This is a genomic window from Rhodococcus tukisamuensis NBRC 100609 (genome assembly GCF_001894985.1).
GTDB lineage: Bacteria > Actinomycetota > Actinomycetes > Mycobacteriales > Mycobacteriaceae > Rhodococcus_G > Rhodococcus_G tukisamuensis.
Window position 1 is genome coordinate 372,593 of the sequence record NZ_BCXG01000001.1, and the last position, 16,147, is coordinate 388,739.

Genomic DNA, 16,147 nt, shown 5'->3' on the forward strand with positions numbered 1-16,147 from the left:
CCTGCCCGGGCCTGGCCCCGAACACACACGAGGAGTCATCGATGACTGTGTACGCCCGCCCCGGTACGCCGGATGCAGCGATGTCCTTCCAGTCCCGTTACGACAACTGGATCGGCGGCCAGTGGGTAGCGCCCGTGAAGGGCCAGTACTTCGAGAACCCGACGCCGGTCACCGGCGAGAACTTCTGCGAGATCGCCCGCGGCACCGCCGAGGACATCGAGCTCGCCCTCGATGCCGCCCACGCCGCGGCGCCCGCCTGGGGCAAGACCTCGGTCGCCGAGCGCGCGGTCATCCTGAACAAGATCGCCGACCGGATGGAGCAGAACCTCGAGTCGATCGCGCTCGCCGAGTCCTGGGACAACGGCAAGCCGATCCGCGAGACCCTCAACGCCGACATCCCGTTGGCCATCGACCACTTCCGGTACTTCGCCGGCGCCATCCGCGCCCAGGAGGGCTCGCTGTCGGAGATCAACAGCGACACCGTCGCGTACCACTTCCACGAGCCGCTCGGCGTGGTCGGCCAGATCATCCCCTGGAACTTCCCGATCCTGATGGCCGTGTGGAAGCTGGCGCCCGCGCTGGCCGCCGGAAACGCGATCGTCCTCAAGCCCGCGGAGCAGACCCCGGCGTCGATCCTGCACCTGATCGGCATCATCGGTGACCTGCTGCCCGCCGGCGTGCTCAACATCGTCAACGGCTTCGGCACCGAGGCGGGCAAGCCGCTGGCGTCGAGCCCGCGGATCAAGAAGATCGCGTTCACCGGCGAGACCACCACCGGCCGGCTGATCATGCAGTACGCCTCGCAGAACCTGATCCCGGTCACCCTCGAACTCGGCGGCAAGAGCCCCAACATCTTCTTCGCCGACGTCCTCGCCGCCAACGACGACTACCAGGACAAGGCGCTCGAGGGCTTCACGATGTTCGCGCTCAACCAGGGCGAGGTCTGCACCTGCCCGTCGCGCGCCATCATCCAGGCCGACATCTTCGACGAGTTCCTCGCGATGGCCGCGATCCGGACCAAGGCCGTGCGCCAGGGGAACCCGCTCGACACCGACACCATGATCGGCGCGCAGGCCAGCAACGACCAGCTCGAGAAGATCCTCTCGTACATCGAGATCGGCAAGGCGGAGGGCGCCCAGCTGATCACCGGAGGCGAGCGGGCCGACCTCGGCGGCGACCTGGCCGGCGGCTACTACGTGCAGCCGACCGTGTTCACCGGAAACAACAAGATGCGCATCTTCCAGGAGGAGATCTTCGGACCCGTCGTCTCGGTGACCTCGTTCAAGGACTACGACGAGGCCATCGAGATCGCCAACGACACGCTCTACGGTCTCGGTGCCGGGGTGTGGTCGCGCGACGGTGGCGTCGCCTACCGGGCCGGACGCGACATCCAAGCCGGGCGGGTGTGGACCAACACGTACCACCAGTACCCCGCGCACGCGGCGTTCGGCGGCTACAAGCAGTCCGGCATCGGTCGCGAGAACCACCACATGATGCTCGACCACTACCAGCAGACCAAGAACCTCCTGGTGAGCTACGCGCCGAAGGCGCAGGGCTTCTTCTGAGCCCTGCGGCGCAGTGAACGACCGGGGTGCCCGCCGACCCTGCCCCTCGGCGGGCGCCCCGGATCCCCTACCAGTGGTGCAAGGAGGACCTGATGTCCGAGACGATGAAGGCCGCGGTGGTTCACGAGTTCGGCAAGCCCCTCACGATCGAGGACCTGCCGATCCCAGTGCCGGGCCGCAACGAGGCGCTGGTGAAGGTCGCGACCAGCGGTGTCTGCCACACCGACCTGCACGCCGCGAACGGCGACTGGCCGGTCAAGCCGAGTCTGCCGTTCGTGCCCGGTCACGAGGGGGCCGGCACCGTGGTGGCGCTCGGCGAAGGAGTCACCGAACTGGAGGTCGGGCAGCGAGTCGGCAACGCCTGGCTCTGGTCGGCGTGCCTGGAGTGCAGGTACTGCCGCACCGGATGGGAGACCCTCTGCGAGAAGCAGGTCAACGGAGGCTATTCCGTCAACGGTTCGTTCGCGGAGTACATGCTGGTCGATTCCCGCTTCGCCGCCCGCATTCCGGACGGGGCCGACCTGGTCGAGGCCGCGCCGGTGCTGTGCGCAGGCGTCACGGTCTACAAGGGGCTCAAGGTCAGTGATCTCGAACCCGGTCAGTGGGTGACCATTTCGGGTATCGGCGGCCTCGGTCACGTTGCGGTCCAGTACGCGGTGGCGATGGGACTGCGGGTGGCCGCCGTCGACGTGTCGGCCGACAAACTCGAACTCGCCCGCCAGTTCGGTGCCGAGGTGCTGGTCAACGCGGCCGAGGAGGATCCCGTCGAGGCGATCCAGGCGGCGACCGGCGGCACCGACGCGGTGCTGGTGACCGCGGTGCATCCCGAGGCATTCGGGCAGGCCATCGGCATGGCCCGCCGGGGCGGGACGATCACCTTCAACGGGCTGCCGCCCGGCGACTTCCCGGCACCGATCTTCGACACGGTGCTCAAGGGCCTGACCATCCGCGGGTCGATCGTGGGCACCCGGCAGGACATGGTCGAGGCACTCGACTTCTACGCCCGCGGCGCGATCAAGCCGACCGTGCACGTCCGTCGACTCGAGGAGATCAACGACGTGTTCGACGAGTTGCGCGCGGGCAAGGTCGACGGCCGCATCGTCCTGGACTTTGCGTGAGCGAGGTGCCCGGCCGCATCGTGGCGACCGTCGGTGCGGTCGGGCTCCTGCGCCGGCTGGCCGGCGTCCACGGGGCGCTGATGATGCACCAGTCCGGCGGATGCTGCGACGGCTCGGCGCCGATGTGTTACCCCGCAGGGGAATTCATAGTCGGCGACCGTGACGTACTGGTCGGGCTCCTCGATCTCCGGCTCGGCGCCGGGGAGGGCGCGAGCTCGCTGCCCGACGGCGTCGACGCCGTGCCCGTGTGGATCTCGGGTTCCCAGTTCGAGGTGTGGCAGCACACCCAACTTGTGCTCGACGTGGTCCCGGGCCGCGGCTCCGGGTTCAGCCTGGAGGCGCCGGAGGGCCTGCGGTTCCTCAGCCGCGCCCGAGCCTTCACCGCGGACGAGGTCGTGGCGCTCGCGGCGGACCCGCCCCTCACTGGCGAGCAGTGGGAGCAGGGCGCTCGCCCCGCCCCGCCTGCCGAGCCGCAGGTGGTGACGGAGGCGGTCGAGGCCTGCCCGGTACCTGCGGCGCGAACCCGCGGCGGCGCCGCGGAGTCGACCCACGTCGTCGGCGGCCTGCCTTAGGGCGAGGCGTCGAACCGCCCGCGACCTGGCCGGTCACCTCTTGTCCCAGCCCTCCCAGTTCCCCTCGACGCGCACCCCCGCCGGTGCCGCAGCCCCGCTGCCACTGGTGGTGCCTCCCCGTGTCGTGTGACCATCAATCCGAAGGAGGAGGTCGCCATGGCGATCACCGTCAGCAAGCCCTCGCACGAGGATTTTCACAACGAAGACAGTGAGTACCTCGCGAAACGCACGCTGAAGTCCGGTTCCGCGGGCTGGCTGCTGCTGGCCGGACTCGGTGTCAGCTACGTGATCTCGGGTGACTACGCCGGCTGGAACAACGGACTGGCGCACGGCGGATTCGGCGGGCTGCTCATCGCCGGCATCGTGATCGCCGCGATGTACCTGGCCATGGTGCTCGGCATGGCCGAGATGTCCTCCGCGCTGCCCGCGGCGGGTGGCGGCTACACCTTCGCCCGGCGAGCCCTCGGCCCGTGGGGCGGATTCGCCACCGGCACAGCGATTCTCATCGAGTACTCGATCGCGCCCGCGGCGATCGCCACCTTCATCGGCGGCTATGTGGAGTCCCTGGGCCTGTTCGGGATCACCGACGGCTGGTGGGTGTACCTGGCGGTGTACGCGATCTTCATCGGCATCCACCTCACCGGTGCCGGCGAGGCGCTCAAGGCCATGTTCGTGATCACCGCGATCGCGCTGGTCGGCCTGGTGGTCTTCGCGGTGTCCGCGTGGGGCCTGTTCGACGCGGACAACCTCACCGACATCCCCGTCGACACCTCGGCGGTCGGTGCGTCGTCCTTCCTGCCGTTCGGTGCCTTCGGTATCTGGGCCGCGGTGCCGTTCGCGATCTGGTTCTTCCTGGCCGTCGAGGGTGTCCCGCTCGCCGCCGAAGAGGCCCGCGAGCCCGAGAAGAACGTGCCCCGTGGCATCCGGATCAGCATGCTGCTGCTGATCGTGACCGGTGCCGGCGTGCTGTTCCTGGCCACCGGCGCGCTCGGGGCGGAGGCGCTGTCCACCTCCGGCAACCCGCTGGTTCAGGCGCTCGGCGACGGGGGAGCGGCCAAGGCCGTCAACTACATCGGTCTCGCCGGCCTGGTCGCCAGCTTCTTCTCCATCATGTACGCGTACTCCCGGCAGACCTTCGCGCTCTCGCGCGCCGGCTACCTGCCGACCCGGCTCTCGGTGACCAACTCGCGCAAGGCACCGGTCCTGGCACTGGTCGTGCCGGGCATCGTCGGCTTCGTGCTCTCGCTCACCGGCGAGGGCGCGATGCTGCTGAACATGGCGGTGCTCGGCGCGGCCGTCAGCTACGTGCTGATGATGGTCAGTCACATCGTGTTGCGCAGGCGTGAGCCGGACATGCCGCGGCCCTACCGCACCCCCGGCGGCATCGCCACCACCTCCTTCGCGCTGGTGATCGCGGTCGGCGCGGTGATCGCGACATTCCTGGTCGACGTGACCGCGGCGATGTGGACGGTGGCGGCGTTCGCGGCCTTCATGGCCTACTTCGGCCTCTACAGTCGACACCACCTGGTGGCGAACTCCCCGGACGAGGAGTTCGCGATGCTCGCGAAGGCCGAGGAGGAACTCGAATGACGACCTACCGTCAGCAGATCCGGGGCGTGACCCACACCTTCGACGGGCTCGTCGAGCTGATGGCGAAGGCGACGCCGCTGCGCAGCGGCGACGAGCTCGCCGGGTGCGCGGCGGCCTCGGACGCCGAGCGGGCGGCGGCGCAGTGGGCGCTCGCGGAGGTCCCGCTCGAGCGGTTCCTGCAGGAGCTGCTGGTGCCGTACGAGACCGACGAGGTAACCCGGCTGATCATCGACTCGCACGATCGTGTTGCGTACCAGGCGATCTCGCACCTGACCGTCGGTGGCCTACGGGACTGGTTGCTGGCCGTGGCCGCCACCGACGGGGCCGCGGCGATCCTGCGTGCCCTGGCGCCGGGGCTGACGCCGGAGATGGTCGCCGCGGTCAGCAAGATCATGCGGAACCAGGACCTGATCGCGGTGGCGCGGGCGGTGGAGGTCACCGCGGCGTTCCGCACCACCGTGGGCCTGCCCGGCCGGCTCAGCACCCGGCTGCAGCCGAACCACCCGACCGACAACCCGCGTGGCATCGCGGCCGCCACCCTCGACGGGCTGCTGCTCGGCTGTGGCGACGCGGTGATCGGGATCAACCCGGCGACCGACTCGCCGCACGCCACCTCGGACCTGCTGCACCTGCTCGACGACATCCGCACTCGCTTCGACATCCCCACTCAGTCCTGCGTGCTCTCGCACGTGACCACGACGATGGACCTGATCGCCGAGGGTGCACCCGTCGACCTGGTCTTCCAGTCGATCGCGGGTACCGAGGGTGCCAATTCCGGTTTCGGCGTGAACATCTCGTTGCTGCGGGAGGCGAACGCCGCGGGCCGCTCCCTCGGCCGTGGCACCGTCGGCGACAACGTGATGTACCTCGAGACGGGCCAGGGTTCGGCGCTGAGCGCGGGCGCACACCTGGGCACCGGGGGCCGGGCGGTGGACCAGCAGACCCTCGAGACCCGGGCCTACGCTGTGGCCCGCGACCTGCAGCCGCTGCTGGTGAACACGGTCGTCGGCTTCATCGGGCCGGAGTACCTCTACGACGGCAGACAGATCGTCCGGGCCGGCCTCGAGGACCACTTCTGCGGCAAGTTGCTCGGCCTGCCGATGGGCGTAGACGTCTGTTACACCAACCACGCCGAGGCCGACCAGGACGACATGGACAACCTGCTGACCCTGCTGGGTGTGGCGGGCGCGGCCTTCGTGATCGCGGTTCCGGGCGCGGACGACGTGATGCTCGGCTACCAGTCGCTGAGCTTCCATGACGTGCTCTACGTGCGCCGGGTGCTCGGGCTGCGCCCCGCCCCGGAGTTCGAGGCCTGGCTCGCCCGGCTCGGCATGACCGACGCGTCGGGGCGGGTGCTGCCGGTGGACGCGGCCGCCTCGCCGCTGCGCGCACTGACGGGGGCATAGGTGAACATCGAACAGCGGGGCCGCGAACCGCAAGACCACGAACCGGGCGACCGGGTCCAGCCCGGCGACCCGACGGGCGACTTCTGGGAACAGCTGCGGCGCAGCACCCAGTCCCGGATCGGTCTCGGCCGGACCGGTGACTCGCTGCCCACGAACCGGGTGCTCGAGCTGCGTTCGGCGCATGCGGCCGCCCGCGACGCGGTGCACCTGCCGCTGGAGGTCGACGGACTGGCCGAACGGATCGAGGCGATCGGCCTGGGACACGCGGCGCGGGTGACCAGCCGGGCATCGAGCCGGGCGGAGTACCTGCGCCGGCCCGACCTCGGGCGGCTCCCTGCCGACCTTGCGGACGTACCGCACAGCGGTGCGGATCTGGGTTTTGTCCTGGGCGACGGGCTTTCGCCACTGGCGTTGAGCGAGCACGGCGCGCCGCTGCTGGCCGCGCTGGTCGCGGAGCTGTCCGAGCACTACTCGATCGCGCCGCCGGTGATCGCGACGCAGGCCCGGGTGGCGCTCGGCGACCACATCGCCGAGGCGATGGGCGTACAGACGGTGATCGTGCTGATCGGCGAGCGCCCCGGGCTGTCGGTGGCGGACAGCCTCGGCATCTACCTGACCCACCGGCCGCGGCCGGGCCGCGCCGACGCCGACCGCAACTGCATCTCCAACATCCACCCGCCCGAGGGGCTCGGGTACACCGAGGCGGCCCGGGTGGTCGCGGGCCTGGTGTCCGGGGCACGGCGTCTCGGCCGCTCCGGCGTCGACCTGAAGGACACCTCCCGCTCCGACGCGTTGACCTCGGGTGGGGGACTCACCATCGAGTGAGCGGGTCCTCCGGACCGACCTCGCGATCGCGTCCGGCGAAACGACGTCCCCGGCCCCGCGGGCGGTGGATGATGGGGCGCGATTCAGCTTCGTCACACGTGGAGGAGAACCATGGGCAAGCTCACCGGTCAGGTCGCGTTCATCACCGGCGCGGCGCGCGGTCAGGGACGCGCACATGCCGTGAAGATGGCATCGGAGGGCGCCGACATCATCGCGGTCGACCTGTGCGCACCGGTCGCGACCGCCGGGTACGACATGGCCACGGAGGCGGACCTCGCCGAGACGGTCGCGCTGGTGGAGGCCCAGGGGCGGGGCATCGCCGCGACGGTGGCCGACACCCGCGACCTCGATGCCCTGCAGAAGGCCGTCGACGCCGGGGTGGAGCGTTTCGGACGACTCGACATCGTCGTCGCCAACGCAGGCATCGCCGCGTCCCCGAAACTGTCCTGGGACCTCACCTCCGACGAGTTCCGCGAGATGATGGACATCAACGTCACCGGGGTCTGGCAGAGCACCAAGGTCGCGATCCCGCACCTGCTGGCGGGCGGCCGCGGCGGGTCCGTCGTGCTGATCAGTTCGATGGCGGGCCTTCGCGGGGTGCCGGGGATCGTGCACTACTCCACCGCCAAGCACGCGGTCCGGGGGATGGCCAAGTCCTTGGCGAACGAACTGGCGTGGGCGAACATTCGTGTGAACTCGGTACACCCCGGCAATGTGCGGACCACCATGATCGACAACGAGGCGATGGTGCGCGGGTTCCGCCCGGACCTCGAGCACCCGGTGCTCGCGGACACCGCGGCGATCATGCAGAAGCTCAACCTGTTGCCCGAGCCCTGGGTCGAGGCCGAGGTGATCGCCGACGCCGTCCTGTTCCTGGTCGGCGACACCGGTCGCGGGATCACCGGAATCGCCCTGCCGGTGGATCTCGGCACCGCGGAGAAGTTCGCCGGCGGATAGGCGCCGCGCCGGCGGGCACCCTGCGCCGGGGTGCGGCGGACCCACCAGCGTGGGCGCCGTCCGACGCGCTTCATATGGTGTACGTCATGAGCGTGAATCGAGAGGCCGTCGAGTTCCGCGGCGGCGCAGGGTCCATCGCAGCCGACCGGTGGCTGCCGGCTGCCGGCGCCGCGGACCAGGGAGTCATGCTGATGCTGCACGGCGGCGGTCAGACCCGGCACTCCTGGAACCGCGCCGCGGCCGACCTGTCCGCGGAGGGCTGGACCGTGTACACGCTCGACGCCCGCGGGCACGGCGACAGCGACTGGTCGGCGGACGGCGACTACCGGCTCTCCGAACTGGTGGCTGACCTGCGCGGGGTGATCGACCAGCTCGACACCCGGCCGGTGCTCTTCGGCGCCTCCCTCGGCGGGATGACCGGGCTGGTGGCGGAGGGCGAGAACCCCGGCACCGTGCGCGCGCTGGTCCTGGTGGACATCACCCCCAAGGTGGAACCCGAGGGTGTGCAGCGGATCGGCGACTTCATGCGCGGGAACCCTGACGGGTTCGCCAGCCTCGAGGAGGTCGCCGACGCGGTCGCCGCTTACCAGCCGCACCGGACCCGCCCGAAGAACGTCGAGGGTTTGCGACGCAATGTCCGCGAGCGTGACGGCCGGCTGTACTGGCACTGGGACCCCGCCCTCACCAAGCCGCGCGCAGGCAGCATCACGCCGGCCGACAACTACCCGCGGATGGTGGACGCGGCCCAGGCCGTCGAGGTGCCCACCCTGCTCGTGCACGGCGGTCGGTCCGACATCGTCAGCGCGGACGGGGTGGAGGAGCTGCTCGCGCTGATCCCGCACGCGCAGGCGGTCAACGTCTCGCAGGCGGGGCACATGGTCGCGGGCGACGACAATGCGATCTTCGTGCAGCAGGTCGGGGGCTTCCTGGCCACCCTGACGCAACCGTCGGTGCCGCTCGCGGAATAGTTTGGTACCCCCGGGGACAACACAGTCGGTACCCCCGGGGACAAAACAAGGAGATACGCAATGGCATTTGCAGGAAACGTCGACGAACTCGCCCTGCTCCAGACGGTGCGGCTCAAGGGCGCGGTGACCGCCGACCTGCTCGCCGCGCAGCTCGGCGTCTCGGCTGCCTCCGCGCAGGCCGCACTCGACGCGCTGCTCGCCGCCGGCCGCGCCGCCGATTCCGGTGACGGTGCGGTCGCGCTGACCGAGTCGGGTGTCGCCGAGCTCACCGACCAGCTCGACGCGGAGCGGGTGTCCATCGACGAAGACCTGTTCGCGGAGGTCGTCGAGCGGTTCGAGCCGCTCGATGCGGAGTTCGCCGACCTCACGGACGACGCAGCCGCAATCGCCGACCTGGACCGCCGGGCATCGGACGTCTTCGACGACGTCTCGGCCTACGTGCCGCGCCTCTCGCGCTACCAGGAGCTGCTGGCCGACTCGCTCGCGGACGCCGCCGCCTACACGGTGGTGTGGTCCGAGCTGCGCCAGGAGATTCTCAGCGCCGCCGGTCGCTAGCTTGCCCTGGGGGGTGGCGTGGGTCACGGCACCCCCCTTTCGGGGGTAGTTGGGGGGTGAGCTGGGTCACTACGTTTCTCGCAGTCAGTGATGCCCGACCGGGCATCGCACACGGCGTGAGAAGAGGACCTCCATGACGGCAGTGTCGCCAGCAGTTGGACCCGGGGTCGCCCCGCCCGCGACGCGCACCAGCGTGCGACGGGTTGCGGTCGCCAGTTGTATCGGGACCACGATCGAGTTCTACGACTTCTTCATCTACGGGACCGCGGCGGCGCTGGTCTTCCCCAAGGTGTTCTTCCCGGCCCTCGGTTCCACCGCCGGCACCGTTGCCTCGTTCGCCACCTTCGCGGTCGCTTTCATCGCGCGACCGGTCGGGGCAATGTTGTTCGGGCACTACGGCGACCGGATCGGTCGCAAGAAGACCCTGATCTCGACGCTGCTGCTGATGGGCATCTCCACACTGCTCATCGGGCTGCTGCCGAGCGCCTCCACGATCGGCGTCGCGGCCCCGATCATCCTGGTGCTGCTCCGCTTCGGGCAGGGCTTCGCGGTCGGCGGCGAGTGGGCAGGCGCGACGCTGCTGACGGCCGAGTACGCACCGCCCGGCAAGCGCGGCCTGTACGCGATGTTCCCGCAGCTCGGCCCCGCCATCGCCTTCATCCTCTCCAGCAGCACCTTCCTCATCACCGGTGCGGTGCTCGGCGACTCGAACGAGACCTTCCTCAACTGGGGCTGGCGCGTTCCGTTCGTGTTCTCCATCGTGCTGGTCGGCATCGGCCTGTACATGCGCCTCGCCATCGAGGAGACCCCGGTGTTCCGCGCCAACCAGGCGCAGCGCGCACTCGACGGGCCGGACGCCGCGCCCCGCACCCTGCCGTTCCTCGACGCCTGGCGCTACCAGCGCAAGGAGATCCTGCTCTCCGCGGGCGCCCTGGCCACGCTGTTCGCGTTCTTCTACATGGGTACCGCCTTCCTCACCAGCTACGGGACCAAGACGCTCGGCTTCAGCCGGCCGTTCGTGCTGATGGTCGGCATCGCTTCGGCCGTCGTCTTCGGGATCGCGATCATCGTCTCCGCGCTCTACTCCGACCGGATCGGCCGCCGCAAGGTGATCATGGCGTCCTGCGTCGCCGCCCTGGTCTGGGCGCTGGCACTGTTCCCGGTCCTCGACACCGGATCGCCGGTGGCCTTCGCGATCGGCATGTTCGTGACGCTGGCGATCTTCGGTGTCGCCTACGGCCCGTGCGGCGCACTGCTGCCCGAGATGTTCCAGACGCGGTACCGCTACACCGGCGCCGGTCTGGGCTACAACCTGGCCGGCGTGCTCGGTGGCGCGGTCCCGCCGCTGATCGCCGCGCCGCTCGCGTCGTCGTACGGCAGTTCCGCGATCGGCGTCATGCTGGCGGTGCTCGCGGTCGTGAGCTTCTTCTGCACCAAGGCGCTGGTCGAGACCAAGGACCACGCGCTCTGAGGCGCGGTCGGTGCCGGGTGTCCGGACTTTGCACAGTTACTCCGGCCCCGGACCGTCGACTATGTCGTAGGTCACATCGAAACGAGTAGGTTCGACCACGGGAGGGCTCGCCGAGGCGGGCCCTCCCGGAGGCGCCGGAACAGGCGCCCGGAGAGGAAAACGGATGATCACGGTCCTGCCCGGTGGAACCCGTCCCGGCAATCCACCCCTGCCCAGCTACGCCTCGGGCACCTGGGACAGCCCGATGCTCGGCGACACCATCGGGGACAACTTCGACAGGACGGTCGCGGCCCACGGTGGGCGTGATGCCCTCGTCGACCACGCCTCGGGGCGGCGGTGGACCTACACCGAGCTCGCGGCGGAGGTCAACGGGGTCGCGGCCGGGCTGCTGGCGCGCGGTGTCGGCAAGGGCGACCGGGTGGGGATCTGGGCCCCGAACTGCCCGGAGTGGACCCTGATCCAGTACGCGACCGCGAAGATCGGCGCGATCCTGGTCAACATCAACCCCGCCTACCGCTCGCACGAGCTGCAGTACGTGCTCGAGCAGGCGGGCATCCGGCTGCTGGTCTCCGCGACGAGCTTCAAGACCTCCGACTACGCGGCGATGATCGAGACGGTCCGGCCGCAGTGCCCCGGCCTGGAGTCGGTGGTCCTGCTCGGTAGCGAGGACTGGCGTGCGCTCGTCGCGGACGGCCTTGCCGCGCAGGCGGCCGACCCGTCCGTGCTGGCATCGGCCCAGGCCGCGCTCTCGTCGGACGACCCCATCAACATCCAGTACACCTCGGGCACAACGGGTTTCCCGAAGGGGGCCACGCTGAGCCATCACAACATCCTCAACAACGGCTACTTCGTCGGCGAGCTGTGCCACTACACCGAAGCCGACCGGGTCTGCATCCCGGTGCCGTTCTACCACTGCTTCGGAATGGTGATGGGGAACCTCGCGTGCACCAGTCACGGTGCAACCATGGTGATCCCGGGGCCGGCGTTCGACCCGAAGGCCACCCTGGAGGCGGTGCAGGCGGAGCGGTGCACCTCGCTCTACGGCGTGCCGACGATGTTCATCGCGGAACTCGCCGAGCCCGGCTTCGACGACTACGACCTGTCGAGCCTGCGGACCGGCATCATGGCCGGCTCGCCCTGTCCGGTGGAGGTGATGAAGCAGGTCATCGAGCGGATGGGGATGACGGAGGTGTCGATCTGCTACGGCATGACCGAGACGTCCCCGGTCTCGCTGCAGACCCGCTCCGACGACACCGTCGACCAGCGGGTGTCCACGGTGGGGAGGGTCGGACCGCACCTCGAGGTGAAGATCGTCGATCCCGCAACCGGTCTGACGGTGCCCCGCGGGGAGGCCGGCGAGCTGTGCACCCGCGGCTACTCGGTGATGCTCGGCTACTGGGAGAACCCGGAGAAGTCGGCCGAGGCGATCGACGCCGCCCGGTGGATGCACACCGGCGACATCGGGGTGATGGACTCCGACGGCTACGTCGCGATCACCGGCCGGATCAAGGACATGGTGATCCGCGGCGGGGAGAACGTCTACCCACGCGAGATCGAGGAATTCCTCTACACGCACCCCGACGTACTCGACGCACAGGTGATCGGCGTGCCCGACGCGAAGTACGGGGAGGAGCTGATGGTGTGGATCCGAATGCGCGAGGGTGCGGCGCCGTTGGACGCCGCCGCCGTCCGCGCCTTCTGTGACGGAAAACTGGCGCACTACAAGATTCCGCGCTACGTCCACGTCGTCGACGAGTTCCCGATGACGGTGACCGGGAAGGTCCGCAAGATCGAGATGCGTGAGCAGTCGGTCGAACTGATCGGTCACCGATAGCGGGAGCGGGCGTGGACACAGAGGAGATGGCAGGAGGGTCTGCGGTCCGTCCGGAGATCGCGCTGTCCTGGAAGCGGTCGGCGCTCAGCGGTGTCGACCCGGAGGGCGCGTTCGACGCGGACCCGTCGCCGGACGTGGACTTCACGAGCCGGCTGATTCGGGCCGCGCAGCCGATCCTGGACGAGATCCGGGGCCAGATCGCCGGCACCGGGCTCTGCGTCCTGCTGGCCGACCGCGACTGCCAAATCGTGGCAAGGGCGTTCGACAACCAGCAGGTCGAACGGCACATGGATCGACTCGGCGCGGTGCTCGGCTCCCGGTTCGGGGAGGACATCGCGGGGACGAACGCGATCGGCACACCCCTCGAGGTGCGCCGCGGCGTCGTCATCAACGGCGGGGAGCACTACCTCGAACAGTTCAAGGGCGTGAGCTGTTACGGGCATCCCATCATCCATCCGGTCACGCATCGGGTAGAGGGTGTTCTGGACATGACCGGGTTTGCCCCACAGGCGAACTCGTTGTTCGCGCCCTTCCTGCAGCGGGCCGCGTCGGACATCGAACGGCGTCTGCTGGAGGGTTCGCGGGCGTCGGAGCAGCGGTTGGTCGACGCCTTCCACCGAGTCTCGCCGCAGCGTCACCTCGCCGTCGCCGCCATTGGCGAGGACATCCTGCTCACCAATCGAACCGCGCTGGACCTGCTCGACGTGGCCGACCACGCGGCCCTGCGCGGCCTCGCCGTGGACCTGCTTCCGGACCAGACCCGCACCATCGACATGGAACTGGCATCCGGTGAATTGGCCACGGTCCGGGCTGACCGGATCTCCGGAACCAATGGCGGCACCCTGTTTCTGGTCCAACCTGTGCACCGTACGAGTGCGCCGATCCGACGCCGGGGTGGCGCGCCGGGGTCCGCGGGCGATCGAGCGCGGGCCCAACTGCGGCGGGTACGTGGCAACCGGAGCGCCGTCGCGATCGTCGGGGAGCCCGGGTCCGGTCGGACCACCGCGATCCGCGACCTCGCGGGCACCGAGCATGTGCACTGGATGGATGCGACCCGGGTGCCGATCGTGGGAGTCGACCAATGGCTCGCCGCGTTGCTCGAACATGCGGCCTCGTCGGGTGGTGTGCTGGCGATCGAGCACGCGCAGTTGCTCCCCGCCGCGGTACTGCCGCTGGTCACCGAGCTGATCCTCGCCGAGTCGGGCCCCCGGATCGTGCTCACGAGCGGCCCGGTCGACGACCTGCCCGCGGCGGTCGCGGCCCTGGTCGCACGGTGTCCGGAACGGATCACCGTCCCGCAGTTGCGGCAACGCCTCGGTGAGCTCCCAGAGATCGCGCAGGCGATGCTCGACGAGTTGGCGCCGGGGGTCGTCCTCACGTCCAGCGCGCTGGAGGCGCTGGTCGCGGGGGAGTGGCCGGGCAACCTCACCGAGCTCAGGGTGGTGCTGACCAGGGCGGTCGAGGCGCGGTCCAGTAACAGGCTCGGACTCGCCGACCTGCCCGAGGCGTACCGGACGAGCTCGCGGGTGTCCCGGCTCGCCGGCCGCGAACGCGCGGAGCGTCAGGCGATCGTCGACGCGCTGCAGGAGTGCGGCGGCAACAAGGTGCACGCGTCGGTCCGTCTCGGAATCAGCCGCAGCACACTGTATTCCCGCATCCGGGCGCTCGACATCGCGACCTAGGGGACTGTCCGGAAGTCGCACAGTTAGCGGGACCCGTTCCGCCGGAGTATGGCGTGCATCACACGTTCACATGAGAAGGAGTAACGATGACCGCGATCGCCGAATTCCCGCTCGCCGCCCGGGTTCAGGGCTTCCTGGGCGGGCGACCGAAGCAGCTCCTGATCGACGGGGAGTGGATCGACGCGGCCTCGGGCCGCACCTTCCCGACCTACGATCCGGCCACCGGCAACGCCCTCGTCGAGGTCGCCCACGGACAGGCGGAGGACATCGACCGGGCGGTCCGGGCCGCCCGCGCGGCGTTCGACGACGGCGCATGGGCGTCGATGAAGCCCAACGAGCGTGAGCGCCTGATCTGGCGGGTCGGCGACATCCTCAGTGAGCGGGCCGAGGAGTTCGGTCAGCTCGAGGCGCTCGACAACGGCAAGTCGGTCGGCATCGCCAGTGCAGTCGACGTGGCCTGGGCCGCAGACGTTTTCCGCTACTACGCGGGCTGGGCGACGAAGATCGAGGGCAGCACGGTCAACGTGTCGATGCCGTTCGCGCCCGGTCGCGAGTTCCACGCGTACACGCTGCGCGAGCCGGTGGGCGTGTGCGGGCTGATCGTGCCGTGGAACTTCCCGCTGCTGATGGCGTCCTGGAAGCTGGCCCCGGCGTTGGCCGCCGGCAACACCGTGGTCCTCAAGCCGGCCGAGCAGACGCCGCTGACCGCGCTGCTGCTCGGTGAGGTGTTCCAGGAGGCCGGTTTCCCGCCCGGCGTGGTGAACATCGTCAGCGGGTTCGGCGACGCCGGTGCCGCGTTGTCTGCGCACGAGGACGTCGACAAGATCGCCTTCACCGGATCCACCGAGGTGGGCAAGAAGATCGTCGAGGCCGCGAAGGGGAACCTGAAGAAGGTCTCACTCGAGCTCGGTGGCAAGAGCCCGAACATCGTCTTCGCGGACGCGGACTTCGATGCGGCGGTGGAGGGTTCGCTGAACGCCTGGCTGTTCAACCACGGTCAGTGCTGCGTCGCCGGCACCCGACTGTTCGTGGAGGACAAGATCTTCGACGAGTTCACCCAGGCCGTCGCCGACGCGGCGAGCCAGGTGAAGATCGGACCGGGCCTCGACCCCACCACCCAGCTCGGCCCCCTGGTCTCCCAGGAGCAGTTCGACAAGGTCACCGGGTACCTCGCCGCCGGTCTGGCCGACGGCGCCCGGGCGCTCACCGGCGGCAAGCGCTGGGGCGAGAGCGGCTACTTCGTCGAGCCGACCGTCTTTGTCGACGTCAAGCCCGAGTTCAGCATCGTGCGCGAGGAGATCTTCGGTCCGGTGGTCGCGGCGATGCCGTTCGACGCGGAGTCCGGCGTCGCGGCCGCCGCGAACGACTCGATCTACGGCCTCGCGGCCGGCATCTGGACCCGCGACATCTCGAAGGCGCACCGCACCGCGAAGCAGATCAAGGCCGGCTCGGTCTGGATCAACCAGTACAACGGCTTCGACACCGCCATGCCCTTCGGCGGCTACAAGCAGTCGGGCTGGGGACGCGAACTGGGTGCGTCCGGCCTCGACGCCTACACCATCACCAAGTCCGTCAACGTCGCACTCTGACCGCAACATTCACGA

Annotated in this window: 13 protein-coding genes; all 13 read left to right on the plus strand. The window is 69.6% G+C overall.

The features are described from left to right. Window positions 1–41 precede the first annotated feature (41 nt). Window positions 42–1,565, plus strand: a complete 1,524-nt coding sequence (gene adh, locus RT2_RS01745; protein ID WP_072842765.1) for an aldehyde dehydrogenase — start codon at window positions 42–44, stop codon at window positions 1,563–1,565. A 92-nt stretch (window positions 1,566–1,657) separates the two neighbouring features. Next, entirely contained in the window at window positions 1,658–2,683 is a 1,026-nt protein-coding gene (gene adhP / locus RT2_RS01750) for an alcohol dehydrogenase AdhP (protein WP_174556648.1), read from the plus strand. Then, entirely contained in the window at window positions 2,680–3,255 is a 576-nt protein-coding gene (locus RT2_RS01755) for a DUF779 domain-containing protein (protein WP_072842766.1), read from the plus strand. Before adhP ends, RT2_RS01755 begins: the two co-directional genes overlap by 4 nt. Window positions 3,256–3,411: 156 nt before the next feature. Beyond that, a complete protein-coding gene (eat, locus tag RT2_RS01760) occupies window positions 3,412–4,845 on the plus strand; it encodes an ethanolamine permease (RefSeq protein ID WP_072842852.1) in 1,434 nt (477 codons plus the stop codon). Further along, window positions 4,842–6,251: an ethanolamine ammonia-lyase subunit EutB gene (locus tag RT2_RS01765; RefSeq protein ID WP_072842767.1), complete on the plus strand. Its 1,410-nt coding sequence runs from the start codon at window positions 4,842–4,844 to the stop codon at window positions 6,249–6,251. The genes eat and RT2_RS01765 overlap by 4 nt, the downstream gene beginning before the upstream one ends. A 6-nt stretch (window positions 6,252–6,257) precedes the next feature. Next, a complete protein-coding gene (eutC, locus tag RT2_RS01770; RefSeq protein ID WP_072842853.1) occupies window positions 6,258–7,076 on the plus strand; it encodes an ethanolamine ammonia-lyase subunit EutC in 819 nt (272 codons plus the stop codon). Between the two features lie 111 nt (window positions 7,077–7,187). Then, complete coding sequence (locus RT2_RS01775) at window positions 7,188–8,033, plus strand: mycofactocin-coupled SDR family oxidoreductase (RefSeq protein WP_072842768.1); 846 nt, start codon at window positions 7,188–7,190, stop codon at window positions 8,031–8,033. 86 nt (window positions 8,034–8,119) lie between these two features. Continuing rightward, window positions 8,120–9,001 carry an alpha/beta fold hydrolase gene (locus RT2_RS01780; protein WP_072842854.1) on the plus strand — a complete coding sequence of 294 codons (882 nt, stop codon included), beginning with the start codon at window positions 8,120–8,122 and terminating at the stop codon, window positions 8,999–9,001. Window positions 9,002–9,061: 60 nt separating this feature from the next. After that, window positions 9,062–9,556: a hypothetical protein gene (locus RT2_RS01785; RefSeq protein WP_072842769.1), complete on the plus strand. Its 495-nt coding sequence runs from the start codon at window positions 9,062–9,064 to the stop codon at window positions 9,554–9,556. A gap of 133 nt (window positions 9,557–9,689) precedes the next feature. After that, window positions 9,690–11,027, plus strand: coding sequence for an MFS transporter (locus RT2_RS01790; RefSeq protein WP_072842770.1), 1,338 nt, complete (start codon window positions 9,690–9,692; stop codon window positions 11,025–11,027). 244 nt (window positions 11,028–11,271) lie between these two features. Next, the gene (locus RT2_RS01795) at window positions 11,272–12,861 is read left to right on the plus strand and encodes an AMP-binding protein (protein WP_083577012.1); all 1,590 of its coding nucleotides are present in this window, start codon (window positions 11,272–11,274) and stop codon (window positions 12,859–12,861) included. Window positions 12,862–12,887: 26 nt separating this feature from the next. Further along, window positions 12,888–14,543 carry a sigma-54-dependent Fis family transcriptional regulator gene (locus tag RT2_RS01800; RefSeq protein ID WP_072842855.1) on the plus strand — a complete coding sequence of 552 codons (1,656 nt, stop codon included), beginning with the start codon at window positions 12,888–12,890 and terminating at the stop codon, window positions 14,541–14,543. Window positions 14,544–14,629: 86 nt separating this feature from the next. Further along, on the plus strand, window positions 14,630–16,132 hold the full coding sequence (locus tag RT2_RS01805; RefSeq protein WP_072842772.1) for an aldehyde dehydrogenase family protein: 1,503 nt from the start codon (window positions 14,630–14,632) through the stop codon (window positions 16,130–16,132). Window positions 16,133–16,147: the final 15 nt, after the last annotated feature.

Excerpts from the sequence above, each read along its gene's own strand:
- adh (WP_072842765.1), top strand. The coding sequence starts at position 42 with ATGACTGTGTACGCCCGCCCCGGTACGCCGGATGCAGCGATGTCCTTC.
- adhP (WP_174556648.1), top strand. The coding sequence starts at position 1,658 with ATGTCCGAGACGATGAAGGCCGCGGTGGTTCACGAGTTCGGCAAGCCC.
- eat (WP_072842852.1), top strand. The coding sequence starts at position 3,412 with ATGGCGATCACCGTCAGCAAGCCCTCGCACGAGGATTTTCACAACGAA.
- RT2_RS01765 (WP_072842767.1), top strand. The coding sequence starts at position 4,842 with ATGACGACCTACCGTCAGCAGATCCGGGGCGTGACCCACACCTTCGAC.
- RT2_RS01775 (WP_072842768.1), top strand. The coding sequence starts at position 7,188 with ATGGGCAAGCTCACCGGTCAGGTCGCGTTCATCACCGGCGCGGCGCGC.
- RT2_RS01780 (WP_072842854.1), top strand. The coding sequence starts at position 8,120 with ATGAGCGTGAATCGAGAGGCCGTCGAGTTCCGCGGCGGCGCAGGGTCC.
- RT2_RS01785 (WP_072842769.1), top strand. The coding sequence starts at position 9,062 with ATGGCATTTGCAGGAAACGTCGACGAACTCGCCCTGCTCCAGACGGTG.
- RT2_RS01790 (WP_072842770.1), top strand. The coding sequence starts at position 9,690 with ATGACGGCAGTGTCGCCAGCAGTTGGACCCGGGGTCGCCCCGCCCGCG.
- RT2_RS01795 (WP_083577012.1), top strand. The coding sequence starts at position 11,272 with ATGCTCGGCGACACCATCGGGGACAACTTCGACAGGACGGTCGCGGCC.
- RT2_RS01800 (WP_072842855.1), top strand. The coding sequence starts at position 12,888 with ATGGCAGGAGGGTCTGCGGTCCGTCCGGAGATCGCGCTGTCCTGGAAG.
- RT2_RS01805 (WP_072842772.1), top strand. The coding sequence starts at position 14,630 with ATGACCGCGATCGCCGAATTCCCGCTCGCCGCCCGGGTTCAGGGCTTC.